Annotated in this window: 23 protein-coding genes and 1 pseudogene; 9 read left to right on the plus strand and 15 right to left on the minus strand. The window is 69.6% G+C overall.

The window, feature by feature from the left end; all coding sequences use genetic code 11:
- Positions 1-56: 56 nt before the first annotated feature.
- A pseudogene (locus NXI30_22100) lies at positions 57-221 on the minus strand (cation transporter).
- A gap of 297 nt (positions 222-518) precedes the next feature.
- On the minus strand, positions 519-1,403 hold the full coding sequence (locus NXI30_22105) for an SMP-30/gluconolactonase/LRE family protein (GenBank protein MCR9096923.1): 885 nt from the start codon (positions 1,401-1,403) through the stop codon (positions 519-521).
- A gap of 103 nt (positions 1,404-1,506) precedes the next feature.
- On the opposite strand from NXI30_22105, the gene NXI30_22110 reads away from it, so the two are divergent.
- From NXI30_22110 to NXI30_22135, 6 genes are all read left to right on the plus strand, one after another.
- Positions 1,507-2,325: an SDR family oxidoreductase gene (locus NXI30_22110; GenBank protein ID MCR9096924.1), complete on the plus strand. Its 819-nt coding sequence runs from the start codon at positions 1,507-1,509 to the stop codon at positions 2,323-2,325.
- 20 nt (positions 2,326-2,345) lie between these two features.
- Positions 2,346-3,272, plus strand: a complete 927-nt coding sequence (locus tag NXI30_22115) for a sterol desaturase family protein (protein MCR9096925.1) — start codon at positions 2,346-2,348, stop codon at positions 3,270-3,272.
- Positions 3,273-3,358: 86 nt separating this feature from the next.
- Entirely contained in the window at positions 3,359-3,943 is a 585-nt protein-coding gene (locus tag NXI30_22120) for a DUF1990 domain-containing protein (protein ID MCR9096926.1), read from the plus strand.
- A 36-nt stretch (positions 3,944-3,979) separates the two neighbouring features.
- Positions 3,980-4,453: a nuclear transport factor 2 family protein gene (locus NXI30_22125; GenBank protein MCR9096927.1), complete on the plus strand. Its 474-nt coding sequence runs from the start codon at positions 3,980-3,982 to the stop codon at positions 4,451-4,453.
- An 82-nt stretch (positions 4,454-4,535) separates the two neighbouring features.
- On the plus strand, positions 4,536-5,312 hold the full coding sequence (locus NXI30_22130) for a ubiquinone biosynthesis protein COQ4 (GenBank protein MCR9096928.1): 777 nt from the start codon (positions 4,536-4,538) through the stop codon (positions 5,310-5,312).
- 65 nt (positions 5,313-5,377) lie between these two features.
- A complete protein-coding gene (locus tag NXI30_22135; GenBank protein MCR9096929.1) occupies positions 5,378-7,288 on the plus strand; it encodes an NAD(P)/FAD-dependent oxidoreductase in 1,911 nt (636 codons plus the stop codon).
- Positions 7,289-7,342: 54 nt separating this feature from the next.
- Here NXI30_22135 and NXI30_22140 read toward each other — a convergent pair whose 3' ends face one another.
- Both NXI30_22140 and NXI30_22145 read right to left on the minus strand, forming a co-directional pair.
- Positions 7,343-7,744 carry a GFA family protein gene (locus tag NXI30_22140; GenBank protein MCR9096930.1) on the minus strand — a complete coding sequence of 134 codons (402 nt, stop codon included), beginning with the start codon at positions 7,742-7,744 and terminating at the stop codon, positions 7,343-7,345.
- A gap of 37 nt (positions 7,745-7,781) precedes the next feature.
- Entirely contained in the window at positions 7,782-8,552 is a 771-nt protein-coding gene (locus tag NXI30_22145; protein MCR9096931.1) for a glucose 1-dehydrogenase, read from the minus strand.
- 275 nt (positions 8,553-8,827) lie between these two features.
- On the opposite strand from NXI30_22145, the gene NXI30_22150 reads away from it, so the two are divergent.
- Positions 8,828-11,116, plus strand: a complete 2,289-nt coding sequence (locus NXI30_22150; protein MCR9096932.1) for an FG-GAP-like repeat-containing protein — start codon at positions 8,828-8,830, stop codon at positions 11,114-11,116.
- On the opposite strand, the gene NXI30_22155 is transcribed toward NXI30_22150, so the two are convergent.
- The 6 genes from NXI30_22155 to NXI30_22180 form a co-directional block, all read right to left on the minus strand.
- Positions 11,099-12,418: an amidohydrolase gene (locus NXI30_22155; GenBank protein MCR9096933.1), complete on the minus strand. Its 1,320-nt coding sequence runs from the start codon at positions 12,416-12,418 to the stop codon at positions 11,099-11,101. The two genes, NXI30_22150 and NXI30_22155, sit on opposite strands and share 18 nt — an antisense overlap.
- Before the next feature lie 2 nt (positions 12,419-12,420).
- A complete protein-coding gene (locus tag NXI30_22160) occupies positions 12,421-12,984 on the minus strand; it encodes a nuclear transport factor 2 family protein (GenBank protein MCR9096934.1) in 564 nt (187 codons plus the stop codon).
- Positions 12,985-13,045: 61 nt separating this feature from the next.
- A complete protein-coding gene (locus NXI30_22165; GenBank protein ID MCR9096935.1) occupies positions 13,046-14,209 on the minus strand; it encodes an acyl-CoA dehydrogenase family protein in 1,164 nt (387 codons plus the stop codon).
- On the minus strand, positions 14,209-15,294 hold the full coding sequence (locus NXI30_22170; GenBank protein ID MCR9096936.1) for an acyl-CoA/acyl-ACP dehydrogenase: 1,086 nt from the start codon (positions 15,292-15,294) through the stop codon (positions 14,209-14,211). Before NXI30_22170 ends, NXI30_22165 begins: the two co-directional genes overlap by 1 nt.
- A gap of 56 nt (positions 15,295-15,350) precedes the next feature.
- Positions 15,351-15,788, minus strand: coding sequence for a Zn-ribbon domain-containing OB-fold protein (locus tag NXI30_22175; GenBank protein ID MCR9096937.1), 438 nt, complete (start codon positions 15,786-15,788; stop codon positions 15,351-15,353).
- Positions 15,785-16,972, minus strand: a complete 1,188-nt coding sequence (locus NXI30_22180) for a transporter (GenBank protein MCR9096938.1) — start codon at positions 16,970-16,972, stop codon at positions 15,785-15,787. The genes NXI30_22175 and NXI30_22180 overlap by 4 nt, the downstream gene beginning before the upstream one ends.
- 112 nt (positions 16,973-17,084) lie before the next feature.
- Here NXI30_22180 and NXI30_22185 point away from each other — a divergent pair, with 112 nt between their 5' ends.
- Positions 17,085-18,035, plus strand: a complete 951-nt coding sequence (locus tag NXI30_22185; GenBank protein MCR9096939.1) for an LLM class flavin-dependent oxidoreductase — start codon at positions 17,085-17,087, stop codon at positions 18,033-18,035.
- 68 nt (positions 18,036-18,103) lie between these two features.
- On the opposite strand, the gene NXI30_22190 is transcribed toward NXI30_22185, so the two are convergent.
- The 3 genes from NXI30_22190 to NXI30_22200 form a co-directional block, all read right to left on the minus strand.
- Positions 18,104-18,658 (minus strand): superinfection immunity protein, encoded by a 555-nt coding sequence (locus tag NXI30_22190; GenBank protein ID MCR9096940.1) that lies wholly within the window; start codon positions 18,656-18,658, stop codon positions 18,104-18,106.
- Between the two features lie 102 nt (positions 18,659-18,760).
- Positions 18,761-19,240 (minus strand): VOC family protein, encoded by a 480-nt coding sequence (locus NXI30_22195; GenBank protein ID MCR9096941.1) that lies wholly within the window; start codon positions 19,238-19,240, stop codon positions 18,761-18,763.
- Between the two features lie 46 nt (positions 19,241-19,286).
- Positions 19,287-20,474, minus strand: coding sequence for a cytochrome P450 (locus NXI30_22200; GenBank protein MCR9096942.1), 1,188 nt, complete (start codon positions 20,472-20,474; stop codon positions 19,287-19,289).
- A 124-nt stretch (positions 20,475-20,598) separates the two neighbouring features.
- Here NXI30_22200 and NXI30_22205 point away from each other — a divergent pair, with 124 nt between their 5' ends.
- Positions 20,599-21,624, plus strand: a complete 1,026-nt coding sequence (locus NXI30_22205) for an alpha/beta hydrolase (protein ID MCR9096943.1) — start codon at positions 20,599-20,601, stop codon at positions 21,622-21,624.
- Positions 21,625-21,650: 26 nt separating this feature from the next.
- Here NXI30_22205 and NXI30_22210 read toward each other — a convergent pair whose 3' ends face one another.
- Positions 21,651-22,916, minus strand: a complete 1,266-nt coding sequence (locus NXI30_22210) for a beta-lactamase family protein (GenBank protein MCR9096944.1) — start codon at positions 22,914-22,916, stop codon at positions 21,651-21,653.
- Positions 22,913-24,007, minus strand: coding sequence for an aldo/keto reductase (locus NXI30_22215; GenBank protein MCR9096945.1), 1,095 nt, complete (start codon positions 24,005-24,007; stop codon positions 22,913-22,915). Before NXI30_22215 ends, NXI30_22210 begins: the two co-directional genes overlap by 4 nt.
- Between the last annotated feature and the right edge of the window lie 5 nt (positions 24,008-24,012).

Raw genomic sequence — 24,012 nt, forward strand, 5'->3', positions numbered from 1 at the left:
CGGAACGCCGGCAGACCGCATCGGAATCGAGTGCTCGCGTCGGGGACGCGAAGACGTCAATTCGTCATTCTGTGTTCGGGAACGGCGTAGCCGGCGTTCAGCAGGGCCGTGACCACGTCGTCGATCGAGAGCTTCTCGTCGTCGAAGGTCACGCTCACGGTGTTCTCGTTCATGTCGGTCTCGACCGACGCCACGCCGAGTTTCTGGACGGCCGCACGGGCCTTCGCGGACGAGCCGCCTCAGGTGACGCCCGGCGTCTCGAGCACGTACGAGACGTCGGCGGCCGCCGCCGTACCCGCGAACGCGAGCACACTGGCGAAGGCCAGGATGGACTTCAGGATCTTCATCGGATCTCCTCCCGTCGGGAATACGGACGACGCCGGAGTCTGGTTTCCAGGCGCCGTCCCCCGAGAATCGGCCCGTCGGAGGCGTCGCTTGATGACGCTCCTCACGCTTCGGGGCGCGATCCCGCCATCGATCGGACCATTCGGGCGTCGTCGGGTCGGGCGAAGACCGGGTCAGGGTGCCGGCCAGGGCGTCAGCGGGAGCCCCGGGCTGGGCAGACCCTCGACCGCGCAGACCCGCCCCGGCGCGAGCTCGGTCGTGAAGATCGTGCGCCGATCGGCGCCGCCGAAGCAGACGTTCGTCGGATAGGCGCCGTCGCCGAGCTCGACGCGGTCGACCTCCCGGCCGTCGGGGTCGAACACGCGAATACAGTGATCCATCGGGCAGGCGCAGTAGAGCCGACCGTCGACGTCGAAGGCGAAGCCGTCCCCGGGCGATTCGCCGGGCAGCTGCTCGATCCACCAGTCGCTCTCCCCGGTCTCGCCGTCGATCCACATCAGTCCGCGTCCCTCGACGATCAACAGTCGCCCGTCGGGGGAGAGGGCGACGCCGTTGTCGTAGTCGAAGCCGCCGGCGAGCTTGCGCAGTCCGTTGGCGAGGTCGTAGCGCCAGAAGCGTCCCTGTCCGCCTTCGCTCTGGGTGCCGCCGTGGGGCGGGGGGTCGGTGAAGAAGACCGTGCCGTCCGGCGCGACGATCAGGTCGTTCGGTGCCTGGAGGCCTTCGTGGGCGAGGGTGATGACCTCGCCGTCGGGGAAGACGCGCTGGAGGCCGGGCGGGCCGGGGGTGTACGGGATCTTCGACGCGTCGAGGCCCAGGGCGTCGGCGAATTGCGTGAAGTCGATGCAGCCGTTGTTGCAGACGAGGAAGCCGCCGTCGCTCGCGAGCTGCGCGCTGTTCCCGCCGCCGAGGAAGGCGACCAGCTCTTCGGTCTTCCCGCTCGCGGGATCGATTCGCAGGAGCCCGCCGGGCGAGATTCGCGAGATGACCAACGTGCCATCGGGGCACCAGACCGGCCCCTCGCCGAGGGGCGCCGAGTTCGTGACGACTTCGTATTTCATGCGGTTAGGATGGCTCAGCGATCGGCCTGCTGCCGCCGGCCGGCGTTCTGATAGTCTGGCCGGGGGCGACGGCGCGACTCGCGCCGAGGACGAGGAGATTCGAGTGGGCGAAGCGGAAGGGCGCGGGCGATTCGAGGGGCGCGTGGCCCTCGTGACCGGGGCGTCCTACGAGCCGAGCATCGGACGCGCGACCGCGACCGCGCTGGCGCGCGAGGGCGCGCGCGTCGTGATCAACGGTCGGAAGGCCGAGCCCCTCGCCGAAGCCGAGTCGGTGCTGCGCGACGAAGGACTCGCCGTGCGCGCGCTGCGCGGTGATGCCGAGGACGAGGGTTTCTGCGCCGAGCTGGCTGCCTTCGCCCAGGACACGTTCGGGGGCGTCGACCTCGTCGTGCCGACGGTCGGTGGGATCCGGGCGCTCGCGCCGCCGCGGACGATCGACCGCGAAGCACTCCGAGACACCCTCGAGCTGAATACCTGGGGCCCGCTCGCGCTCACCCAGGCCGCGCTCGCCCACGGACTCTCCGAAGGCGGCGCCGTCATCTTCGTTTCCAGCGGCACGGTCTACAAGACCACGCCGATCATGCTGGCCTATGCCGCGGCGAAGTCGGCGCTCAACGCGATGACACGGACGATCGCGCGAGACCTCGCGGAGCTGGGGATCCGGGTGAACGCGGTCGCCCCCGGCTTCACGAAGACGCTCGGGACCGAGGATCTCTGGGGCGAGGACGATGGCGCCGGCGCCGCCGCGAGCCTGCCGGTCGGCCGGTTGACCGAGGCCGTCGACATCGCCCACGCCATCCTCTTCCTGCTCTCGGACGAAGCGAGACAGATCACGGGACAGATTCTCGACGTCGACGGGGGCAATCACCTGATGGGCGGCGGTGCGACGCCGATGGCGGACCGCACGTCGCGCGGCAGCTAGGCTCGGGGCGGAGGCTCGACATGTCCTCTTCACTTCGCTCGCTCGCCCGCCACGTCGTCTTTCCGGCGACCCTCGTCGCGATGCTCTTCGTCGGCGACCGGATCCTCTCGAGTGACCGGCCGCCCGAGAGCGTGATCGTCATCTGGTTCGGGCTGATGCCCTGGATCGTCTTCCTCGAACGGTGGCTGCCGCGCTACCCGGACTGGAACCGTTCCCACGGTGACGTCCTGACCGACGTGATCTACTTCCCGACGAACATCCTGATCGCCGGTGGCCTGTCCGCACTCTGGGCCGTGCTCTACCTGAAGGCGGCGATCGCACTCCAGCAGGCGATCGGGAGCCCCTTCTGGCCGGCGGCGTGGCCGGTCGCCGTCCAGGTCGTGTTCGCCTGCGCGATCGCCGAGCTCTTCGCCTACTGGCCCCATCGTTGGATGCACGAGAACCCGTTCCTCTGGCGCTTCCACTCGGTTCACCACTCGCCGAGCCGCGTGTACTGGTTGAACGGGCTGCGGGCCCATCCGGGAGAGCACGTGTTCCGTGGCTTCCTGTCCGGGATCCCGCTCGCCGTTCTCGGCGCGCCGCCGGAGGTCCTCGCCTGGTGGACGATCCTCACCCGCGTGGGCGGACTCTTCCAGCACGCGAACATCGACTTCGCGCTCGGGCCCTTCGCCTGGCTCTTCTCGATCGGCGAGCTCCACCGCTGGCACCACGCCGCCGCCAAGGACGAGTGCGACCACAACTACGGTGACACCTTCATCGTCTGGGACACGGTCTTCGGTACGCGCTACCTCCCGAAGGATCGCCCCGCGCCCGAGGAGGTCGGGATCCGCGGGATGGAGGCGTTCCCGATGAGCTGGTGGGGGCAGATGCGCGCGCCGTTCCGCTTCGGCGCGATCGCCGAGGAGAGTCGCGCGATCGCCGCGGATGCGGAGCCGGGCGCGCGCTAGTCCAGGGGGCGGGACTCCGACCGCGCGCGCTGGCGCGATCGCGCTGCGCACGGCATCGTCTTCGCCTCGAAGGGGTTGCGCAGCGGATGTTCTACGCGAGATGGCCGGCGGACGAGCGCGTTCGCGCCGATCTGCGCCCGGTGGCCGAGGCGCCGGTCACGCATCCCCACGAAGGGGTGACGCGGGAGGATGTCGTCTCGGCGCCGCCGGGCTTCGTCCTCGATCGCTACGGCGTCGACCTCGGCGAAGGGGCCCGCGCCTTCGAGGCCGCCTGCGAGGGATTGCGCGCGTTCGCGAACTATCCGGCCTCGTTCACCCGGGTCGTCCGCCTCGAAGGGACGTTCGCGCTCGGGACCGTCTTCGGGACGGTGGCCTCGCATTTCGGTTTCGCGTCGATGAACCCCTGCCGGATCACGTGCGTGATCGACGACCCGGACGCGGGTCGCTTCGGATTCTGCCTCGGGACCCTGCCGGGCCACGCGGCGGCGGGGGAGGAGCGCTTCCTCGTCTCGATCGACCCCCGAACCGGGCGTGTTCGCTACGACGTACAGGCGATCTCGAGGCCCGCTGTCTGGCTGGCTCGCCTCGGACGCCCGCTGATGCGGCGGGTCCAGGGACGGTTCCGGGCCGAGTCGTGCGCCGCGATGCAGCGATTGGCGGAGTTCGACTGAGCGGGCGAACGTCGGAACGAGACGAGGAGACGCGCCATGCCCGATGCGATCGACTATTTCCGGATCCAGAACCTGCTCCACCTCTACTCGGAGGCCGTCGACCGCGGCGCCTTCGAGGAGGTGGGCGAACTCTTCCGCCACGCCGACGTCTACTTCCCCGGCGAGGACGCGCCCGCCGTGAAGGCGGGCAGCGGGGACTTCGGGGCCCACCTCGCGAAGTGGACGCGGCGCTTCGACGAGACCGGCGGGACCCCGCGGACCCGGCACCTCTGCACCAACCTGATCATCGAGTTCGACGACGACGCCCACGCCCGCACGCGGACCTACTTCGTGGTCTTCCAGGGAACCGAGAAGGTCTCGCTCCAGCCGATCATCACCGGCAGCTATCACGATCGTCTCGAGAAGGTCGACGGCGACTGGCGATTCACCGAACGCCGGGAGCTGGTCGGCGAGACCGGCGACCTCTCGGATCACCTGCTGCAGTCCTACGCGGGGCCGACCGGGTCGTAGCGAGGCCTTCGGTCGCCGCGGCGACGACCGGGTCGTAGCGAGGCCCTCGGCAGCGCCTCCTCGGTCGCGATAGGCTCTTCCCATGGCAGAAGGTACGATCACGCAGACCGAACCCGAAGCGCCGACGTGGGGCTGGAAGCTCGACTTCGCGATGCTCCGGGAGGCGGGCGAGATCCGGAAGCGCGATCCGAAGGCGTTCCGCGGCGCGGTGCTGACCTTCTTCGGCTTCGGGGGACGGGACGACGGCTGGATCCTGCGCACGATGCGCGCGCATCCGACGGGGGCGGTGATCCTGCGCGAACGGCGACCGCTGCCGGCCGGGATCCTCGAGCCCGAGCGCTGGGCCGAGCTTCCCGAGGGCAGCCTCGGGCGCACGTACTACGAGCACTGCCGACACAACGATCTCGACCCGAAGGTGATCTCGGAGGAGAGCGAGAAGGTGGCGGCGGAGATCCCCGCGACGGCGGAGCACCGCTTCCTCTACAACCGTACCCGGGACAGCCACGACTTCTGGCACGTACTCACGGGCTACGGGATCGACATGGCGGGGGAGGCGGGCATCATCGCGTGGACCTACGGGATGATGCGCAACAAGGCGTACCTGCTGATCTGCGTGCTCAACGCGATGATGTGCACCCGGCGCGGCCGTCCCGACGTGTTCCGCACCGTCTGGCAGGGGTTTCGATACGGACGCCGCTCCCCCCAGCTCCTCGCGGTCGATTGGGAGCCTCTCGTGGCGCGGCCGCTCGAGGAGGTGCGGGCCGAGCTCGGCCTCGAGCGGCGCCCCGACTACGCGTTCTTCCACATGGCCGATGCCCCGGGCGCTCCGGACGCGCTTCCTCCGCCGCCGGCGGTCTAGCCCGCCCCGGCGTTTCGCGTCCGCGACGTCTCGCGACCGTCGTCCAGCGGGGTAGCATCGACCGAATGCATCTTCCCGCCGACGACGAGACCCTCCGCGCCCACCTCGAACACGCGAACCTGCCCGCGCTCCTGCCGGCGATCGTCCAGCTGACCGGGGACACGGGTCTGCTGTCGCGGTTCGCGCCGCCGACGACGCCGATGATGGGGGCCGTCGATGGCGATCTGTCCGAGGACGTCCGGGAGGAGATCCGGCAGGTCGCGTTCGACGCACTGGTCGCCTACCGGGACGGGGACGGGTCGCTTCCGCCTTTGCCCACCCATGAGACGCTGGTGGCGATGATGAACTGGTGCGCCGGGGAGTCGATCCCGGCGGAGTACGTCCCGCTCGCGATCGAGGAGGGCGCCCTCGAGGAGGACGACCCGCGCCATTTCGCCTGGAACGAGCGGCCGGCCCCGAAGGTCCTCGAGGATTTCCACGTCGTGGTGGTCGGCAGCGGCTTCGGGGGGATCTGTGCCGGCATCCGTCTCGGACAGGCGGGGATCCCGTACACGATCTGCGAGAAGAACGCGGAGCTCGGCGGGACCTGGCACGAGAACAGCTATCCCGACCTTCGCGTGGACGTCGCGAACCACTTCTACTCCTTCTCGTTCGCCAACAATCCGGACTGGTCGAACCACTTCTCGATGCGGGACGAGATCAAGGCGTACGCGGAGGACGTCGCGAGCGAGTACGGCGTCGACGGTCACGTCCGGTTCGGAACCGAGGTCGTACGCGCCGACTACGACGAGGAGAGCGCGCTCTGGAAGGTGCGCATCCGTGGCGCGGACGGGCAGGAAGAAGTGTTGACGGCCAACGCGCTGATCAGCGCCGTCGGCATGCTCAACCGGCCCCAGGTCCCCGACCTCGCCGGCCTCGACACGTTCGCCGGCCCCGCGTTCCACTCGTCGTCCTGGGATCACGGCCTCGACCTGTCCGGGAAGCGGGTCGGCGTGATCGGTACCGGCGCGAGCGCGATGCAGTTCGTACCGAGGATCGCCGAGGACGTCTCACGCCTCACGATCTTCCAGCGGGCGGCCCATTGGGTGAGCTTCAACCCGAACTACCGCGCCAAGACGGAGGAGGGCTTTCGCTGGTGTCTGCGCCACATCCCCTTCCATCACAGCTGGTACCGGTTCCTGATGTTCTGGGCGGGCGCCGACAAAGCGTTTCCGGTCTTCCAGATCGATCCCGAATGGACGGACCCGGAGAACTCCACGAGTCTGGCGAACGACTTCTTCCGGCAGGGGGCAATCGCGCACATGAAGGAGCAGCTCGGGGGCGACGAGGCGCTGATCGCGAAGTGTCTCCCCGACTACCCTCCGCTCGGCAAGCGGCCGCTCATGGACAACGGCTGGTACTCGACCCTGGTCGAGGACCACGTCGACCTCGAGACCGCCGGGATCGAGCGGGTCGTGCCCGAGGGCGTCGTGACGAAGGATGGCCGGACGATCGAGCTGGACGTGCTGGTCCTGGCGACCGGGTTCCACGCGGGGAAGTTCCTCTGGCCGATGGAGATCGTCGGGCGGGGCGGGGCCGTCCTCCACGATCGCTGGGACGGGGGCGAGAATCCCCGGGCCTATCTCGGGATCACGGTGCCCGACTTCCCGAACCTCTTCTGCCTCTACGGTCCGAACACGAACCCGGTCGTGGGAAGCGTGATCTACATGCTCGAGTGCCAGACGACCTACGTCCTGGGCTGTCTGCGCGAAATGATCGAAGGGGGGCACCGCGCGATCGACTGTCGCAAGGACGTCCACGACGCGTTCAACGACCGGCTCGACGCGAAGATGGAGTCGATGGTCTGGCGCCATCCGAAGGTGAAGAGCTACTACAACAACTCCGAAGGTCGCGTGATCACGAACGCCCCCTGGACCATGTACGAGTACTGGGACATGACGCGCCGCGTGGACCTGAAGGACTACGACATCGCCTAGCGGCCAGCGAGGGCGCGCGCCGTCGCGAAGGCGACCCGGGACTTGTCCGGGGGCCTATCCGGGGACCTTGTCGAAGGTCGGGATGCCCTCCGGAATCTGGTGGTAGCCCTGCGCGTCGCAGGTGAAGATCGCCATGTCGGGGCCGTCGAAGTTCGAGCGGTCGTCGAGGGTGCCGACCTTGACGAGGACCATGCCCGGCATCGCGATCGACGCGATGTGGGTCCCGCAGTTCGGACAGAACTGACGGGTGACCGCGTTCTCGAGGTCGTCGCGGGAGAAGTCCTTGAGCTCCCCGTCCGTGACCTTGAAGCTGGCCTCCGGGACGGCGAAGGTGAGGAGCGAGTCTCCGCCCGTGATGTACTGGCACTCTCGACAGAAGCACTGTGCCTTCATGGCGATCTCGCCGTCGATCTCGTACCGGACCTGCCTGCAATAGCAGCCGCCTTCCATGCTCATCCCTGGACCCTCCTCTCGGCCTACCGCGGGCCGAATGCTAGTTGCTGCGCATCCCGCCCGCGATCGCGTAGTCCTCTCCGGTCACGTAGGACGACGCATCACTCGCCAGGAAGAGCGTCAGCCCCACGATCTCGTCCGGATCGGCGACGCGCTTCATGAGCGTCGCCTCGGCGGAACGATCGACGAAACCGTCGTCGTACTTGGCGGTGCCCTTCATCATCTCGGTCAGGAAGGGCCCGGGAGAGATCGCGTTCACGCGCACGCCGAGAGACACCCACTCGGAGGCCATCGTCTTCGTGAAGTTGAGGAGCGCGGCCTTCAGGCCCGTGTAGGTCCCGACGCCGGGTCCGGCCGAATAGGCGCCGAGGGTCGAGACGTTGATGATGCTGCCCCCGCCCGCTTCGCCCATCCGCGGGGCACAGAGTGCGGCCAGGCGGATCGGACCCTTCAGGTTCACGTCGCAGAGCTTGTCGAAGTAGGCCTCGCTGATCTCCGTGATCGGCGTCATCGCGGGGTTGATGCCCGCGTTGTTGACGAGCACGTCGATCCGGCCGAATTCGTCGTAGACCCGGTCGACGAGGGCGGGCAGCGCGTCCCACTCGCCGAGGTGGCAGGCGATGGGCAGTGCTCGCCGGCCGGTGGCCGCCTCGACTTCCTTCGCGACCTGGTCGCAGAGGTCCTGCTTCCGGCTCACGACGACCACGTCGCTGCCCGCTTCCGCGAGGCCCTGGACCATCGCGCGGCCGAGGCCCTTGGTGGCGCCGGTGACGAGGCTGACGCGGTCGGTGAGGTCGAATCGGTCGGGCACGGGGGGTCCTTTCGGGTGGAGCCGGATCCTAACGGAGGGGGCGGCGGGACGCCGGCGGCCCCGGTCGATGCCGGACGTCCGGGATCCTCTTCGTCGGATGCGGGTCGGCCGTGCCATGCGCAACTCGTCGGCAGATCACCTCCGCTTGATCGGTGACCCGCTTCGACTAACGTGGGAAGAGGGGGGAGCGCGACGAGATCGCACGAAGGCGGAGTGGTATGCGGGCGGGAAGGCGAGGACGGCGACGCGATCCGGGGCTCCTCCGCGTCGCGGTCATGCTCCTCGGTGGGGTCCTGGGGGTGATCCCCGGGCTCGCGGCCTTCGCCGACGGGCAGCTGCAGATCGTCGCTCACGAAGACGACGATCTCTATTTCATGACTCCGGCCGTGCCCGACGGCCTCGCGACCGGCGCCCCGAGCTGGACCGTGTTCCTGACCGCTGGCGACGCCGGTCGGACCGATGGGCACTGGCAGTCCCGGGAGCTCGGGATCCGCGCGGCCTACGCGTCGATGATGGCGGCGGCCGATCTGTGGAGCAGCGATCCGATCGAGGTCGGGGGAAACCTGATCACGAGCTTCACCCTCGACGCGGCACCCCAGGTGCGCGTCGTCTTCCTTCGCCTGCCGGACGGGAATCCCGGCGGCACCGGCTACGGCATCACGGGCAACCAGAGCCTCCGTTACCTCTGGGAGGGGGCGATTCCGACGATCGCGAGCGTCGACGGTGCCGACACCTACTCCCGGACGGAGCTGATCGATGCCCTCGACGCCCTCGTCCGGAGCTTCGATCCCGACGTCCTCCGGATCCAGGACATGACGGCCTACCACGGCAGCGATCACTCGGATCATTTCCATGCGGGCCGCTTCGCCTTCGAAGCCCACCTCGCGAGCGGCAATCGCCACCGCCTGCGCGCCTACCGCGCCTACAACATCGATACCCAGGCGGTGAACCTCTCCGCGGACGAGATCGCCGAGTCGAACGCCATCATCACGACCTACGGCGCCTTCGACCCCGGCGTCGGGCCGACGGGTTGGAACCAGCGGGAGATTCCGCTCGCCGACGCCGACGGGACCCACGCGGTGCTGATTCCGAACGTCGGCGGGAGCAGCGGCCTCTGTCTCGACGTGACCGACGCCGGTGGGCCAGGGGAGTCGATCGGGTTCGCGACCTGCGCCGACGTGGCCGAGCAATCCTTCCTCCTGACCGAGCGCGACCTGCGACACGGCGACCACTGCCTGGTCTCGCCTGCGATCGGCGGACTGCCCGGAAGCGTCGGCTTCGCACCCTGTGGCCTGGGGCCGGGGCAGACCTGGACCTTCTTCACGGACGGCCACATCCGCGGACCGGGGGGAGAGTGCGTTGCCCCGGCGGGGGGCACCCTCGTCCTCGAGCCCTGCGACGGGGGCAGCCGGATCTGGGAGGTGGCGACGCTCCCGGGCTTCCTGGCGAGCGCGGGCGCGGACTTCTCGGGCATCGAGTTCGGGACGGACCCGTCGCGCTACCGGAGCCTCACGTTTGGAGACCTCGACGGCGACGGGCTGGAAGACGGTTGCGCCCGGCGCGCGCTGGGCATCGACTGCGCCCTCGCGATCGGCGACGGGCTCTTCGGGCCGTCGGCTCCCTGGCACCCGAACTTCGGCGACGACGACAGCTGGGGCCCGCCCGAGCACGGAACCACGATCCGGCTCGGGGACGTCGACGGCGACGGACGCGCCGATCTCTGCGGGCGCGGCGGTCTCGGGATCTACTGCGTCCGTTCCGACGGCACGGGCTTCACCGACTTCCGGCTCTGGACCTCGACCTTCTCCGACGCGGACGGCGGAACCGCCCCGCAGACCTACGGGTCGCTTCGACTGGGAGACATCGACGGCGACGGAGACGCCGACCTCTGCGGCCATCGCGCGGGCGGCGTGGCCTGCCTCCGCAGCAACGGCACGACCTTCGACGCGCCGACCTTCTGGGAGACGTCCGCCTGGGAGGCGGCGCTCGGACTCCCCGCCGATCAGGTGGGACGGACGATGATGCTCGGGGACGTCGACGGCGACGGCGCCGACGATCTCTGCGAGCGCGGGACGACCGGCGTCTTCTGCGCGATCGCGGACCCGGCGGCGAGCGTGTTTCGCGATCGTGCGATGCGATCCCAGAGCGAGTATTCGGACGCGCTCGGTTGGGGAGGCGCGGAAGGCTACTGGGGCACGCTCCGTCTCGGTGACTTCTCCGGCGACGGGCAGGCCGATCTCTGCGGACGCGGCGGGGCCGGCGTGCTCTGCCTCTACTCGATGGACGGACGCTTCTCCGCGCCGAATCACCTGCTTTCCGACGCCTTCTCGAACGCGGCGGGCTTCCTTCCGCCCGAACGGGCGACGACGTTCGCGATGGCCGACGTCGACGGAGACGGTCGCGCGGATCTCTGTGCGTCGGGGGTCGGTGCGCTCGAGTGCGCGGTCCTCGAGGATGCGTCGGCGGCCCCGGAGCCCGGATTCGGGGTCGGCGTGGCCGTGCTCGCCCTCTCTCTCCTCCCCGCATCGGCGTCGCGTCGCTCCGGCTCACTCCGGCGGCGGTAGCAGCTCCTTCACTGCGGCGACCGTCGCGCGGACTCCCGTCGTGACCGAGCCCCGTGGTTCGATCCGGAATCCGGGTGAGTGGTGGAAGGGCAGGGGCGGCCCGCCGGCGTCCGCGGCCTCGACGGCTTCGGGCGGCGAACCCCCGACCGAGAGGAAGGCGCTCGGTACGTCGTGCTCGGTCGAACCGTATTCGGCAAAGTCCTCGGCGCCCATGCTGTCGCGCGTCCGCGTGTAGAGGCCGTCGGGTCCGAGCTCCGCCAGGATCGGCGCGCGAAGGCGCGCGATCAACGCATCGTCGTTCACGACCGGCGGCGTCGAGGCGAGGATCTCGAGGGTGGGCAGCCGGTCGTCCGAGACGCCGTGGGTCCGTGCCACGCCCCGGGCGATCCGCTCGATGCCCTCGATCAGGTGGTCGCGGACGCGCACCGCGTCCGAGCGGACCGTGAGCTCGAGCTTCACTTCGTCGGCGATGATGTTGTGCTTCACGCCGCCGTGGATCGAGCCGACCGTGACGACCGCATTGTCGATCGGGCTGATCTCGCGGCTGACCAGGCTCTGGAGCGCGACCACGATCTGGGCCGCCACGTAGACGGCATCCTTGCCGTTCTGGGGCGCGGCGCCGTGCGCCTGGGCGCCGAAGACCATGAGGTCGATGCTGTCGGACGAAGCGGCACTGGCCCCCTCGTGCAGGACGACGCGACCGGTCGGGCCGCCGCTGTGGACGTGGAGACCGAGCGCGAAGTCGGGGACGCCGAAGCGGTCGTAGAGCCCGTCGGCGAGCATGGCCTTCGCCCCGCCGATCCGCTCCTCGGCGGGCTGGCCGACGAACACGATCGTCCCGGACCAGGCGTCGCGGTGCTTCGCGAGCCAGCGCGCGCTGCCTACCAGGCTCGTCATGTGCATGTCGTGCCCGCAGGCGTGCATCACCGGGACGACTTCGCCGTCCTGGCGCTCCTGGGTCGCGGTCGATGCGAAGTCCAGGCCCGAGTCCTCCCGGATCGGGAGTCCGTCCATGTCGGCACGAATCAGGACTCGAGGGCCGGGGCCGTTCGCGAGTACGCCGACCACCCCGGTTCCGCCGACGCCCTGCGTGACCTCCGCCCCCGCGCTTCGCAGCTCCTTCGCGAGGCGCTTCGACGTCTCGAATTCGAGGTAGGAGAGCTCGGGGTTGCGGTGGAAGTGCTCGAAGAGCGGTTCGAGATGGCGGTCGTAGTCGCGCGCGACGGCGTCGGCCACGGATTCCCCGAGCGCCGCCGCGGGCAGGAGGAGGACGAGAGCGACGAGCGCCGGGCCGCTTCGCATGCTCAGACGCGCAGCTCGGCGATGTCGTCCTTCGAGAGCTTCCTGTCGGCGATCCCGGCGAAGCCGTCGCCGCCCGTGTAGCTCTCCTCGCCGATCAGGAGACCCGCTTCCCGGTCGACGGGCCAGACGATCCCCATGCGGGCCTCGTAGAGGTAGTACGCCTGATCGTCGTCGACCTCGATCCCCTGCGCCTTCAGGGCGTAGCCGGGATAGGCCATGCGCATCACGCCCTCGGTCACGACGCAGTCGCGATCGGCGATCACGCGCTGGCAGTCGAGCTCGAGGCGGTGGGCACCGCTCTGGACGATCGTCAGGTCGTAGAACTGACGGACCGCGTCCTTGCTGCCGTCGGGATTCATGACCTCCGTGTGCGGATCGTCATGCATCACGTACTTCGGCTTCTCGACGAGGGTCGCGACGACCCCCTCGATGTCCGCCTTCGCCTCGCACTTCATGTGCTCGAGGACGAGCTCGAGATTCCGACGGACGATCGGGTCTTCTTCCTCGGCGAGTCGCTTCTCGACGAGGGTCCAGGTGTTGTTCGGGTCGAGCTTGGGTTCCGGCATCGGCGGGGCTCCTCTCGGGTGTCGCCCGAGCATAGACCCCGCCGAGCGGGACCGCGCCCGGCTACCGGCTCTTCGGCAGGCCGAGCTCCACCTCGGCGACCAGGCTCCGCAGGATCTCCGCCGTGCCGCCGTAGATCGTGTTGACCGGCGTCTGGCGGAAGGCCTCGTCGAAGTTGCCCCCGGCGAGCGCGCCGTCCTCGTCCTCCTCGAGGAGACCAGCAGGGCCGACGAGGTCCATCCAGCGCTGGGCGTCGTCGAGGTAGGACGTTCCGGAGAACGACTTCGTCATCGCGCCCTTGCCTCCGAGGTCCTTGCCCTCGGCGGCGAGCCAGGTCGAGCGATGGCGCAGGAGGCGCGAGACCTCGGCGTGGATCGCCGTCTGCCCGAGCTGTTCCTTGATGCGCCCGTCGTCGAAGGGGCGCTGGCCGTCGGGCCCGACCTCGAGCGACCACGCTCCGGCCTGCTGGATGAAGCGCTCCTGGAGGTCGGCGTAGCCCATCGCCTGCTCGAGCCCGAGAGCGAAGCGGACCACGGACCAGCCCTTGTCGACCTCGCCGACCCGATTCACGTCCGGCACGCGCACGTCGGTCAGCGACACGCCGTTGCTGCGCTCGCCGCCCATGGTGTGGATCGCGGTGACCTCGACGCCCTCGACGTCGGTCGGCACGAGGAAGATCGTGAGGCCGCGGTGCGGGCGATCCTGGGTGCTCGTCCGCGTGAGCATGAAGATGTATTGCGCCGTGTGGGCGGTCGTCGTCCACATCTTCTCGCCGTTGATCAGCCAGTCGTCGCCGTCGCGGGTCGCCAGCGTCCGCGCGCCCGCGACGTCCGAGCCCGAGCCCGGCTCGGAGTAGCCGAGGGCGAAGGCGATCTCGCCGTTCGCGATCTTCGGGACGAAGTGCTCCCGGTGGTAGTCGGTGCCCATCGCCATCAGGGTGTGGCCGATGAAGCCGTTGTTGAGCAGCCCGATCCACGGGAAGCCCGCCTTGCAGAGCTCCCAGTAGAGCGTGAGGATCTCGTAGGGGTCGCGGCCGCCGCCGCCGTACTCCCTGGGCCAGCCGGCCGAGACCCAGCCCGCCGCGGCGAGCTTGCGGTAGAGCTCCCAGTTGTGGCCGCCGCCGTCCTCGGCGGCTTCCTTGCGATCCTCTTCGCTGAAGTTCTCCGCGAGAAAGGCGCGGATCTCCCGCTTGACTTCTTCCGCCTTCTCTCCGAGTCGGAAATCCATTACTGCGCACCTCCGAGGAGCGACGGGGCCTGGCCGCTCCCGTCGCGATCGAAGCAGAGTTCCGCGACGGTCTGGAGCTCTTCGGTGGCGCCGCCCGCGATCGACGAGAGGGCCCGCGCGCGGCGGTAGAAGAGCTGGATGTCGTATTCGGTCGAGAAGCCGTATCCGCCGTGGGTGTGGAGGGCGATGTCCGCGTTTCGGATCGCCGTCTGCGAGCCCCAGGCGAAAGCCATCGAGCAGAGCATCTCGAAGCGATCGGGGTCCTCGGTGTCGGCCCAGGCCGCTTCCTGACAGAGCAGCTCTGCGCCGTCGGTGCGGATCGCGCATTCGGCGAGCGGATGGGCGATCGCCTGGAAGCCACCGATCGGCACGCCGAACTGGATCCGTTCCCGGGCGTACTCGGAGCCGATCTGCAGGGCGCGCTGGGCGATCCCCGTCAGCCAGAAGCCGGCGAGGAGCTTCCACTCGGCGTCGGCCCGGCGCATGGCCGCGGCCGCGTCGTCTCCGGTCGCGAGCACGAGGGCGTCGGTTCCGAAATCGAGGTTCCAGTGGGCGAGGGCACCGCCGCCGATGTCCTGCACGCGATCGGAGCGGCGGGCCTTCCCGTTCTCCGCGACGAAGAGCGCGTCCCCGTCGAGGGCGAGGACGGACTCCGCGATCGTGCCGAAGGGGATCAGCGTGCGTCCGCCCGCGGTCGTCGCGGTTCCGAGGACCGCGTTCGGGCGGGGCAGGGCGATCGACGCGGCGGGCTCGCCCTCGGCGAGGCGGGCGCGCAGGGCGTGCTCCGGCGCGATCTTCGCGAGCAGCCGTCCGACCGTCGCGACCTCGAGGAAGGGCACCGGGGCGAGCGCGCGTCCGGAGAGGTTCGCGACGAGGCCGAGGTCGAGCAGCGACATCTCGAGACCGCCGGCGGTCTCCGGCAGGCCCATCACGTTCGCGCCGAGCTCGCAGTACTGCGCCCAGAGCGACTCGGAGTAGCCGGTGTCCTCGTGATCGCGGACGTGGGTCGTCGGACATTCCTTCTCGAGCATCTCGGAGAAGGTGTCGACGAGAATCTGTTGGGATTCGTCGAGGGAGAGATCCATGGTTCTTTCTCGTTCGGCTGGCTGGGGGAGGTGGGGCGGGGCGTCGCGCTCGGACTCTAGCCCCGATCCGCGTCGTCGAGGACTTCGAAGCGGGGGACCGGGCCCTGCCCTGGAAGGTCCTCGAAACGGACTTCGACCGCCTGGTCGATCGCGATCGTCTCGGGATCCGCGTCCAGCAGGTCGCAGACCATCCGGACGCCCTCGTCGAGCTCGATCGTCGCGATCACGTAGGGCACGTGATCCTTCCAGGCGGGGTGGAAGGCGCGGTGCGAGACGGTATAGGAATGGACGCGTCCGCGCCCGGAGACCGTCTGCCAGTCCGAAGCGTCGGAGTGGCAGGCGGGACAGCGCAGCTGGGGGTAGTGGCGGAGCAGGCCGCAGTCCGTGCAGCGCTGGATCGCGAGGCGGCCCTCCGCGATCGCGTCCCAGAAGCCCTGGCTGATCTCGGTCCTGGGAATCGGCGGGCGCGCCGGCGTGTCGTCGGTCGTCGTCATGCGCTCTCTCCCAGGATCAACGCCGCGCCCTCGTGGAAATCGCCCTCGCCGGTGACGAGGACGCGCGCGCAGTCCCGGACCTGGCGGGCGGGTTCGACCTCCCGCCGGAGCTGGCGGACCGCTTCGCTCACCAGGTTCGCCCCCGAGCAGTGGCCTTCCGAGAGGAGCCCGCCGGAGGTGTTCACCGGAAGCACTCCCCCGAGTGCGATCCGTCCGTCCCGAACGAACCCGCCGCCCTCGCCGGCCGCGCAGAAGCCGCACGCCTCGAGGCTCGCGAGCACGATCCAGGTGAAGCCGTCGTAGATCTGGGCGCAGTCGATGGCGTCGGGTCCCAGGCCCGCCATGGCGTAGGCCCGCTCGGCCGCGCGTTCGAGTCCCTCGATCCGCGTGAGATCCCGCTTGTGGGTGATCGAGGTCGGCGGATCACCGTGTCCCTCACCGACGCCGAGGATTGGGACGGCGGGCTTCTTCGCGTCCTTCGCCCGCTCTGCGCTCGTGATCACGAGGGCGGTCGCGCCATCGGTCTCGAGGGAGCAGTCGAAGAGACGGAGCGGATCCGAGATGAAGGGCGAGGCCTGGTGCTGCTCCAGGGTCATCGTCTTCTCGTGCATGAGGGCGCGCGGGTTCAGGTTGGCGTGGCCGCGGACGGCGACGGCGATGTGGCCGAAGTCCTCGCTCGTGGTGCCGTATTCGTGCATGTGCCGACGGGCGGCCTGGGCGAACCACTGGGCGGCGACCGTATTGCCGAAGGGGCGCTCGAACTCGTCGATCTGGCGCATGACCGGGTGGGGCGGGATCGCGCCCTCGCTGGTCTTCGACACGCGCTGGGCGGAGTAGCCGCGGCGACCGGCGACGAGCAGGACGTTCGTCGCGATCCCCGCGGCGACGGCGAGGGCCGCGCTCTGGATCGCCGACACGAAGCTCGCGCCGCCGGTCCGGATCGTGGAGGAAAAGGCGAGGTTCGGGAGGCCGAGCTCGAGGATGAAATCCTCGGCGACGGTCCCCGCGAGCTCGTTCGGCATCACGCCGTCGATGTCCGCCGGCGTGAGCCCGGCATCGGCGATCGCTTCGTGGGCGGCCTCGAGATGGAGGCCCAGGGTCGTGAGCTCGGTTCCGCGGGTGAACGGGGTCTGGCCGATGCCGACGATGGCGGTCTTTGCGCGGAGGGACGCGAGGGAGGGCATGTCGCAACCTGAGCGGAGAGGGCTTTCGATCATAACGGATTCGACGCGCGCGGGATCGCGGGGCAACCTACCCGCGAGGGCGCGAAACGCCCTTTGGAGGAAAGACGTGCGCGTGGGCATCTTCGTTTCGGAGACGTGGGGACCGGGGTCGACGCTCGACGAGATCCGTGCGCGCGCGGTGCAGGCGGAGCGCCTGGGCTACCCGAGCGCGTGGGTGCCCTACCTGCCGTGGTCCCTGGACGCGTTCGCTTCGATGCAGGCGGCGGGGGCAGCAACGTCGCGGATCGAGATCGGGTCCGCGGTGATCCCGACCTTCTTCTTCCATCCCCTGGCCATGGCGCGTCAGGCGGTGACGGCCCAGGCGGCGATCGGCCGCCCGCTCCATCTCGGGATCGGCTGCTCGAACCCGGCGATCGTCGCCATGCACGGGCTCGCCTTCGAGCGTCCCGCGCGTCACGTGCAGGAATACCTCGAGATCCTGAACGCGGCCTTCGAGGTCGGGGCGAAGCCCGCGGGTCCGCGAGAGCAGGCCGGCTTCGTCCAGCACGCGGGAGAGATCTTCGAGCTCGGCTCGATCTACGGAACGCCCGGTGCTGCGCCGATGGGCTCGGTCCTGGTCGGCGCGATCGGACCGAAGATGCTCGAGGTCACGGGGACCTTCGCGGACGGCGTGATCGGGACCTGGTGCGACGAAGGCGCGATCGAACGCGACGTCGCGCCCCCGGTGCGCGCGGCCGCCAAGGCGGCGGGCCGTCGGGCGCCGGTCGTGGCGAGCGTGATCGCGACGGCGATCGTACCCAGGGCGCGCACGGAAGAGGCGCGCGAGGCTGCGCAGGCGGAGTTCGGCTTCTACGAGCAGAACATGCCCTACAAGCGGGTCATCGATTCGGGAGATGCCGAGCGGATCGCGGACGTGGCCGTGATTGGGGACGAGGAAGAGGTCGCGCGGAGGCTGCGCGCGTACCGGGACGCGGGACTGACCGACTTCCTGGCCGCGCCGTACACGGTCGCGGGGGCGAGCTGGGCGTCGACGGCGGAGAAGCTCGCTTCGCTCGACGTCTGAGCCGAGCACGAGCACGAGCACGAGCACGAGCTCGACGTCCGAGCCGCGCGCTTGGCGCGGGAGACGGTCTAGGGCTCGGACTTCGCGGCGGATCGGAGGGCTTCCATACGGACCCATCCCGATCCGCCGGTCATGCCCGCGCCGCAGTCCTCGAGGCGCCACACGTGAAGCCATCCGCCCTCCCGATCGAGAACGCGGACGCGGCAGCGGGGGTCGAGTCGGCCGATCTCGGGCCAGTCCGACCCCGCCCCCATGTGGACGCGGGCGTTCGCGCGGTCGACTTCACCGATCTCCCAGTCCGGCTCGGTGGTTCCGGGGCTCAACCCGGCAACGGTCGCCACGCCGGCGACGAGGGCGAGCGAGACGAGCGCGGGCCCGATCGCGCGGCGCCAATTCGGCGGCTGCACGGCTGGACCCGGCCGGACCAGCACGAGGCTCGGCGGCGTCGCCTCGCGCGGCCAGTCGCGATAGACCCAGCCCGCGGCGGCGAGCCAGCCGACCCCCGTCCAGCCGAGCCCCAGGTTGAGGAAGAGGATCGCGTTCGCTCGGCGATGCTCGATGCTCTCCGCCAGCACCCACGGCGCCAGGTAGAAGATGAAGAGCGCGAGAACGAGAAATTCCATCGCGCCCCAAGAATAGGTCTCGCGACGAAATGGGCCGTGCAGCCGACGGTTCCCGCGGGAGGCGGAGCGTCGGGACAGCGCAGGTCCGTGACCGGTCGGGGGCTATGCGGTGCCGGGTCCGGCGGCGGGCATCGTGAGGAACTCGATCAGCAGCGGATCGCCCTCGCGCTCGAGGTACGCGAAGACCGTGTCCGCGGTGAACTGCTTGTACCAGATCGGGCGGTAGCCGAGCGGCGCGACCTTCTCGATCCAGGCGTCGGTGTCGTCCACGCGATAGCGCAGATGATGCATGCCCTCGCGGCCCGCTTCGATGAACTCGCGGTGGGGGCTGTGTCCGTCCTTCCACTCGATGAACTCGATCTCGAGATCACCGGAGTGACCGAAGAGGATCGAGAGCGTGACGTCTTCCTTGCGACCGCGGTAGTCGGCGTCCTCGACGGAGCCGTCCATCTCGGTCCAGGGACCGAACATCGCGCCATAGCGCGCCTTGGTCTCCGCGATCGAGCGGACGACGAAGCCCACCTGGTCGATCGGGGGGAGACCCAGGGTTCCGAGGTCGGCAGGCGTATCGGTGGCGGACACGGCGATTCCTTTCGCAGGAGGCAGGGAGGCAGGAGAGGGTCGGAGGCTAGGGACGGAAAGTGACCGGCATCGCGGAGTAGCCCTTCACGAACTCGGTCGCGTAGGTCTCGAGACCGGAAGAGTCGACTTCATAGTTCGGGAAGCGCTTCAGGATCTCGTTGATCGCGAGCTCGCCTTCCTTGCGGGCGACGTGGAGGCCGATGCAGGCGTGGTGGCCGTGGGAGAAGCCGAGGGAGCGCGGCGGATTGCGCTTCATGTCGTACTTCTCCGGATCCGGGAACTCGCGGTCGTCGCGATTCGCGGCGGTATAGAGCAGAACGATCACCTGGCCCTCGCCGATCGTCACGCCGTGCCGCTCGACGGGCTTCGTCACCAGCCGGCACATGTTCTGGGTCGGCATGTCGATCCGGACCGCTTCGTTGAAGGCCGGGACCGCGAGATCGGGATCGGCGGCGAGCTCGGTCCGCTGATCGGGATTCTCCTCGAGCCGGAGCATCAGGTTCGCGAGGACCTTCGGCAGCGTGTCGGTTCCGCCGATCAGGAGCAGCGAGAGATGGGAGCCGATCGCGTCGTCGTCGAGGGCGCCGCCTTCGAGGTCGCGATAGTCGCGCAGGACGCTGATCGCGTTCGGCTCGGCGGGCGGGTTGGCGCGCTGCTCGGCGGAGATCCGGCGCAGGTAGTCGTTCATCTCGCCCATCGCGACCAGGCCGTCTTCGGTCATGCCCGAATGGCCCGGCTCGCGACGGAAGAACCGACCGACGACGTCGCGGAGGTAGTCCCCGTCCTCCTCCGGGAGGCCGATCACCTTGCAGCCGACGTTCATCGCGAGGGGCTGCGCGAAGTCCTCGACGAACTCGTGCTGGCCGCCGTCGGCGAAGGGCTCGAGGAGCCGGTCGACCACCCCCTGGATCCACGGCGAGAGGGCACGGATCTTGGCGGGCATGAAGTGCTTGCGAAGTCCGCCCCGCAAGCGCGAGTGCTCCGGCGGATCCATGTGGTTGAGCAGCGGCAGGACCGGCTGTACCCGGGTGAGGAGGTGGGCGTTCGTCGCGCCCTGGGCGTTCGAGACGAAATCCCCGGCGCAGGCCCACCAGACGTCCTCGAAGCGCGAGAGCGCGAAGGCGTCGTAGGCCTCGAGGTAGTGGACCGGCGACTCGTCGCGGAGTCGCTTGTAGATCCCGTGGTTGTCGCCGTGGATCACGTCGTCGGAGAAGGGGTCGTATTGGACGGTCATGGGTCTCCTCGAGCCGCAATCGTACGGCCCTCGGCCGGGAGCGTCGAGGGATCGAGGGCGGCACGGGAGCGCTTCGCGCGGTGGCGGCGCTACCGTCCGGCCGCCGAACCCATCAGGAGAGACCATGTCCGACCCGAGACTCGACCCCCGCCTCCGCGCCATGCTCGCCCAGATGCCTTCGGGACAGGGAGGCGACGTGAAGGATCGCGAGGAGCTCCTCGCCCGCATGAACAGCGAGACCGCCCGCGAAGGGGCGGCGGCCTTCCGCAACTTCATGGACCTCTGCGACAACGAGGACGTCGCCCCCTCCGAGGGCCTCACGATCGAGACCCGCGAGTTCACCTCGGCGCCGGACGGCAACACGATCAAGGTCCAGCTGATCTGCCACGCCGACGGCGAGACCCGACCGGGCGTGTACTACATCCACGGCGGCGGGATGATGACCCTGTCGTGCTTCGACGGGAACTACCGGGCCTGGGGCAAGATCATCGCCGCCCGGGGCGTCAACGTCGCGATGGTCGACTTCCGCAATTGTGTCGTCGCCTCGTCGGCGCCGGAGGTCGAGCCCTTCCCGGCGGGCCTGAACGACTGCGTCTCCGGACTCGACTGGCTCGTCGAGCACGCCGACGAGCTCGGCTTCGACCGTGATCGTCTGATCGTGGCGGGGGAGAGCGGGGGCGGGAACCTGACGCTGGCGACGGCCCTGCGTCTGAACAGGGAAGGTCGCGCGGACCTCGTCGGCGGATTCTTCGCTCTTTGTCCCTACATCGCCGGCGAGTGGCCGCAGGAGCGCTTCCCGTCGTCGATCGAGAACAACGGGCTGCTCCTCGATCTCCACAACAACGTGGGCAAGCACTCCTACGGGATCGAAGCCTTCGAGAAGCAGGATCCCCTCGCCTGGCCGATCTTCGCGAGCGAAGACGACGTGCGCGGCCTGCCGCCGGTCGTGATCAGCGTGAACGAGGCAGACCCGCTCCGGGACGAGGGAATCCACTTCTACCGCCTGCTGCTCGAAGCCGGCGTCGAGGCCCGCTGTCGTCAGGTCATGGGGACGATCCACGGGACCGAGATCTTCCCGATCGCCTGCCCCGAGATCAGCCGCGACACGGCGAGTGCGATCGCCGACTTCTGTCGCCGGCCCGGACGCTAGGCCGAGTCCGTCCGCCTGCGCGGCGCTCAGGGCATCGCGAGGACCTGGACCACGGTCGACGCCCACGGAAGATCGCTGTACTCGCTCGTCTCGGTCTGCTGCATCACGACGACGACGGTCTCGTTCGCCGGGCTGATCCAGAATTGCGTGCCGAAGCGCCCGCTCCACCAGTAGTCGCCGTTCGTCGAAGGCATGAGCGTGACCGTCTCGTCCGCGACGACGCTCACGCCGAGCCCCCAGCCGAGTCCCTCGAGACCCATGTCCGCGAGGACGCCCTCGGCCACGTGCAGCCGTGTCATCTCGGCGACGGTCTCTTCGCGCAGGACGCGCACGCCCTCGAGCGCGCCGCCGTTCGCGAGCATCATCGCGAAGCGCAGATAGTCGGGGCCGGTCCCGACCATGCCGCCGCCGCCCGGGGTCCAACCGCGCCCGTAGTACTCGTCGAAGCGGGTCTCCCGAACGAGCTCGCCCGCTTCGTCGTGGGTGTACATCCGGGCGAAGGGAGCGTCCGGGGGGACGTCGTCGACGAAGCCGGTCGCGGTCATGCCGAGGGGCTCGAAGATCCGCTCGCGCAGAAAGGCGTCGAAGGGCTGGCCCGAGGCGACCTCGACGACCCGTGCGAGCACGTCCGCCGACCAGCCGTAGCGCCAACGCTCGCCGGGGCGTTCGTAGAGCGGGCGCGAGGCGACGTGATCGATCCGGTCGGCGAGCGTGCCGAGACCGGCGATCTCGATGTCCGGAGATCGCCAGAGCCGGTCGAGCGGGTCGTCGGTCTCGGCGTAGCCGCCGATCCCGGACGTGAAGGTCAGCAGGTGTCGGACCGTGATCGGCATTTCGAGGAAGTCGGTCTCGAACTCCCCCTCCGCGTCTCGCCCGGTCACGACCATCGGGGAGGCGAAGGCCGGAAGGATTCCGGCGACCGGGTCGTCGAGCCCGAGGCGTCCGTCGTCGACGAGGACGAGCGCGGCGACCGCGGTGATCGCCTTGCTCATCGAAGCGAGATGGAAACGCGTGTCGAGGGTCATCGGCGCTTGCTTCTCGAGATCCGCCATCCCCGTCGTGCGCGCGTAGACGACGCGTCCCTCTCGCGCGACGAGGGCGACGAATCCCGCCCGGGCGCCGCTGGCGACCCGGTAGTCGAGCACGCGATCGATCGCGAATCGCCGCCAGGCCGAGAGCTCGCCGCGATCCGGCGCCTCCCCGATCGCGGGCAAGGGCGGCTCGTCTCCCCCGCAGCCGATCAGCAAGAGAAGGAGGACGAGGAACGCGCGTCCGGACGGTCTTCTACTCATCGGTCTCCTCCACCCCCGAGCCGGCTCACGCGGTTCCGGAGCCTTCCCAGCTTCCGGCGCAGCTTCGTGCGGAGCGGGAGGCCCGGCGTGCGATCGATCGTGAGCGCGGCGAAGGCGCTGCCGACCTCGTCGGCGGTCTCGGGCGGAAGCGACACCTCCCACGCCGCCGCGTGTTCCGCGACCTGGGCCTCGCTCGAGGCGCCGACGATCGGCGCGGTGATGCGCGGTTGCGCGAGGACCCAGGCGAGGGCGAGGGAGCTCGGCGCGACGCCGAGCGCCCGGGCCGCCGGCGAGAGGTGTCGCTCTACAGCGGCTCGGAGGGGCCGTTCGTTCGGAGGCGCGAAGAGCGGATCACGCTCGGCTCTCGTCCGCCGCCACTGTGCGTCTTCCACGAAGCGGGCGGACAGGGCGCCCCCTTCGAGGGGCGTGTAGGCGAGCACGCCGAGGCCGCCGGCCTCCGCGGCGGGGAGGAGCGCGGTTTCGGCGCCGCGCTCGAGGAGGCTGTAGTGGAGCTGCAGGGAGGCGAGCCTGGAGCGGGGCGCGGCGCTCGCGAAGTGCGCCAGGCTCTTCGAGAGCTCGTGCGGCTCGAAGTTCGACACGCCGATGTTCCGGATCTTCCCTTCCTCGCGCAGGCGCTCGAGCTCGCCGAGCGCGTCGCCGAGGGGGACGCGCAGATCCGGCTGATGGATCTGGCAGAGATCGAGGACGTCGGTCCGGAGGCGCGCGAGGCTCTCTTCGACGTCGCGTCGGATCGAGGCCGGCCGCGAGTCGCGACGGACCGTTCGTCTCCGTCCATCGAGCTCGGCCGAGAAGAGGATCTCGCCGTGCTCGTCGTCCCAGCGGAGGCCGACCTTCGAGAGGAGCTCGACGCGGTCGCGCCGTCCTGCGAGCGCCCGCCCCAGAAACGATTCGACCTCGCCGAAATCGTAGAGGGGGGCCGTGTCGATCGACGTCATGCCAGCGTCGATCGCCGCGTCGAGGATCCGGGCACGCGTGGCCTCGTCCTGCCGGCTGCGCCCCATGCTGCCGAAGACGAGGGTCGAGATCTCGAGATCCGATCGGCCGAGTCGTCTTCGTCGTGTGCTCGTCATCCGCC

Source organism: bacterium (assembly GCA_024742285.1).
In the GTDB taxonomy this organism is placed as follows: domain Bacteria; phylum Myxococcota_A; class UBA9160; order UBA9160; family UBA4427; genus UBA4427.

Coding starts and splice junctions, on each gene's coding strand:
- NXI30_22105 (MCR9096923.1), bottom strand. CDS start 1,403: ATGAAATACGAAGTCGTCACGAACTCGGCGCCCCTCGGCGAGGGGCCG.
- NXI30_22115 (MCR9096925.1), top strand. CDS start 2,346: ATGTCCTCTTCACTTCGCTCGCTCGCCCGCCACGTCGTCTTTCCGGCG.
- NXI30_22120 (MCR9096926.1), top strand. CDS start 3,359: ATGTTCTACGCGAGATGGCCGGCGGACGAGCGCGTTCGCGCCGATCTG.
- NXI30_22125 (MCR9096927.1), top strand. CDS start 3,980: ATGCCCGATGCGATCGACTATTTCCGGATCCAGAACCTGCTCCACCTC.
- NXI30_22130 (MCR9096928.1), top strand. CDS start 4,536: ATGGCAGAAGGTACGATCACGCAGACCGAACCCGAAGCGCCGACGTGG.
- NXI30_22135 (MCR9096929.1), top strand. CDS start 5,378: ATGCATCTTCCCGCCGACGACGAGACCCTCCGCGCCCACCTCGAACAC.
- NXI30_22140 (MCR9096930.1), bottom strand. CDS start 7,744: ATGAGCATGGAAGGCGGCTGCTATTGCAGGCAGGTCCGGTACGAGATC.
- NXI30_22150 (MCR9096932.1), top strand. CDS start 8,828: ATGCTCCTCGGTGGGGTCCTGGGGGTGATCCCCGGGCTCGCGGCCTTC.
- NXI30_22155 (MCR9096933.1), bottom strand. CDS start 12,418: ATGCGAAGCGGCCCGGCGCTCGTCGCTCTCGTCCTCCTCCTGCCCGCG.
- NXI30_22160 (MCR9096934.1), bottom strand. CDS start 12,984: ATGCCGGAACCCAAGCTCGACCCGAACAACACCTGGACCCTCGTCGAG.
- NXI30_22165 (MCR9096935.1), bottom strand. CDS start 14,209: ATGGATTTCCGACTCGGAGAGAAGGCGGAAGAAGTCAAGCGGGAGATC.
- NXI30_22170 (MCR9096936.1), bottom strand. CDS start 15,294: ATGGATCTCTCCCTCGACGAATCCCAACAGATTCTCGTCGACACCTTC.
- NXI30_22175 (MCR9096937.1), bottom strand. CDS start 15,788: ATGACGACGACCGACGACACGCCGGCGCGCCCGCCGATTCCCAGGACC.
- NXI30_22180 (MCR9096938.1), bottom strand. CDS start 16,972: ATGCCCTCCCTCGCGTCCCTCCGCGCAAAGACCGCCATCGTCGGCATC.
- NXI30_22190 (MCR9096940.1), bottom strand. CDS start 18,658: ATGGAATTTCTCGTTCTCGCGCTCTTCATCTTCTACCTGGCGCCGTGG.
- NXI30_22200 (MCR9096942.1), bottom strand. CDS start 20,474: ATGACCGTCCAATACGACCCCTTCTCCGACGACGTGATCCACGGCGAC.
- NXI30_22205 (MCR9096943.1), top strand. CDS start 20,599: ATGTCCGACCCGAGACTCGACCCCCGCCTCCGCGCCATGCTCGCCCAG.
- NXI30_22210 (MCR9096944.1), bottom strand. CDS start 22,916: ATGAGTAGAAGACCGTCCGGACGCGCGTTCCTCGTCCTCCTTCTCTTG.
- NXI30_22215 (MCR9096945.1), bottom strand. CDS start 24,007: ATGACGAGCACACGACGAAGACGACTCGGCCGATCGGATCTCGAGATC.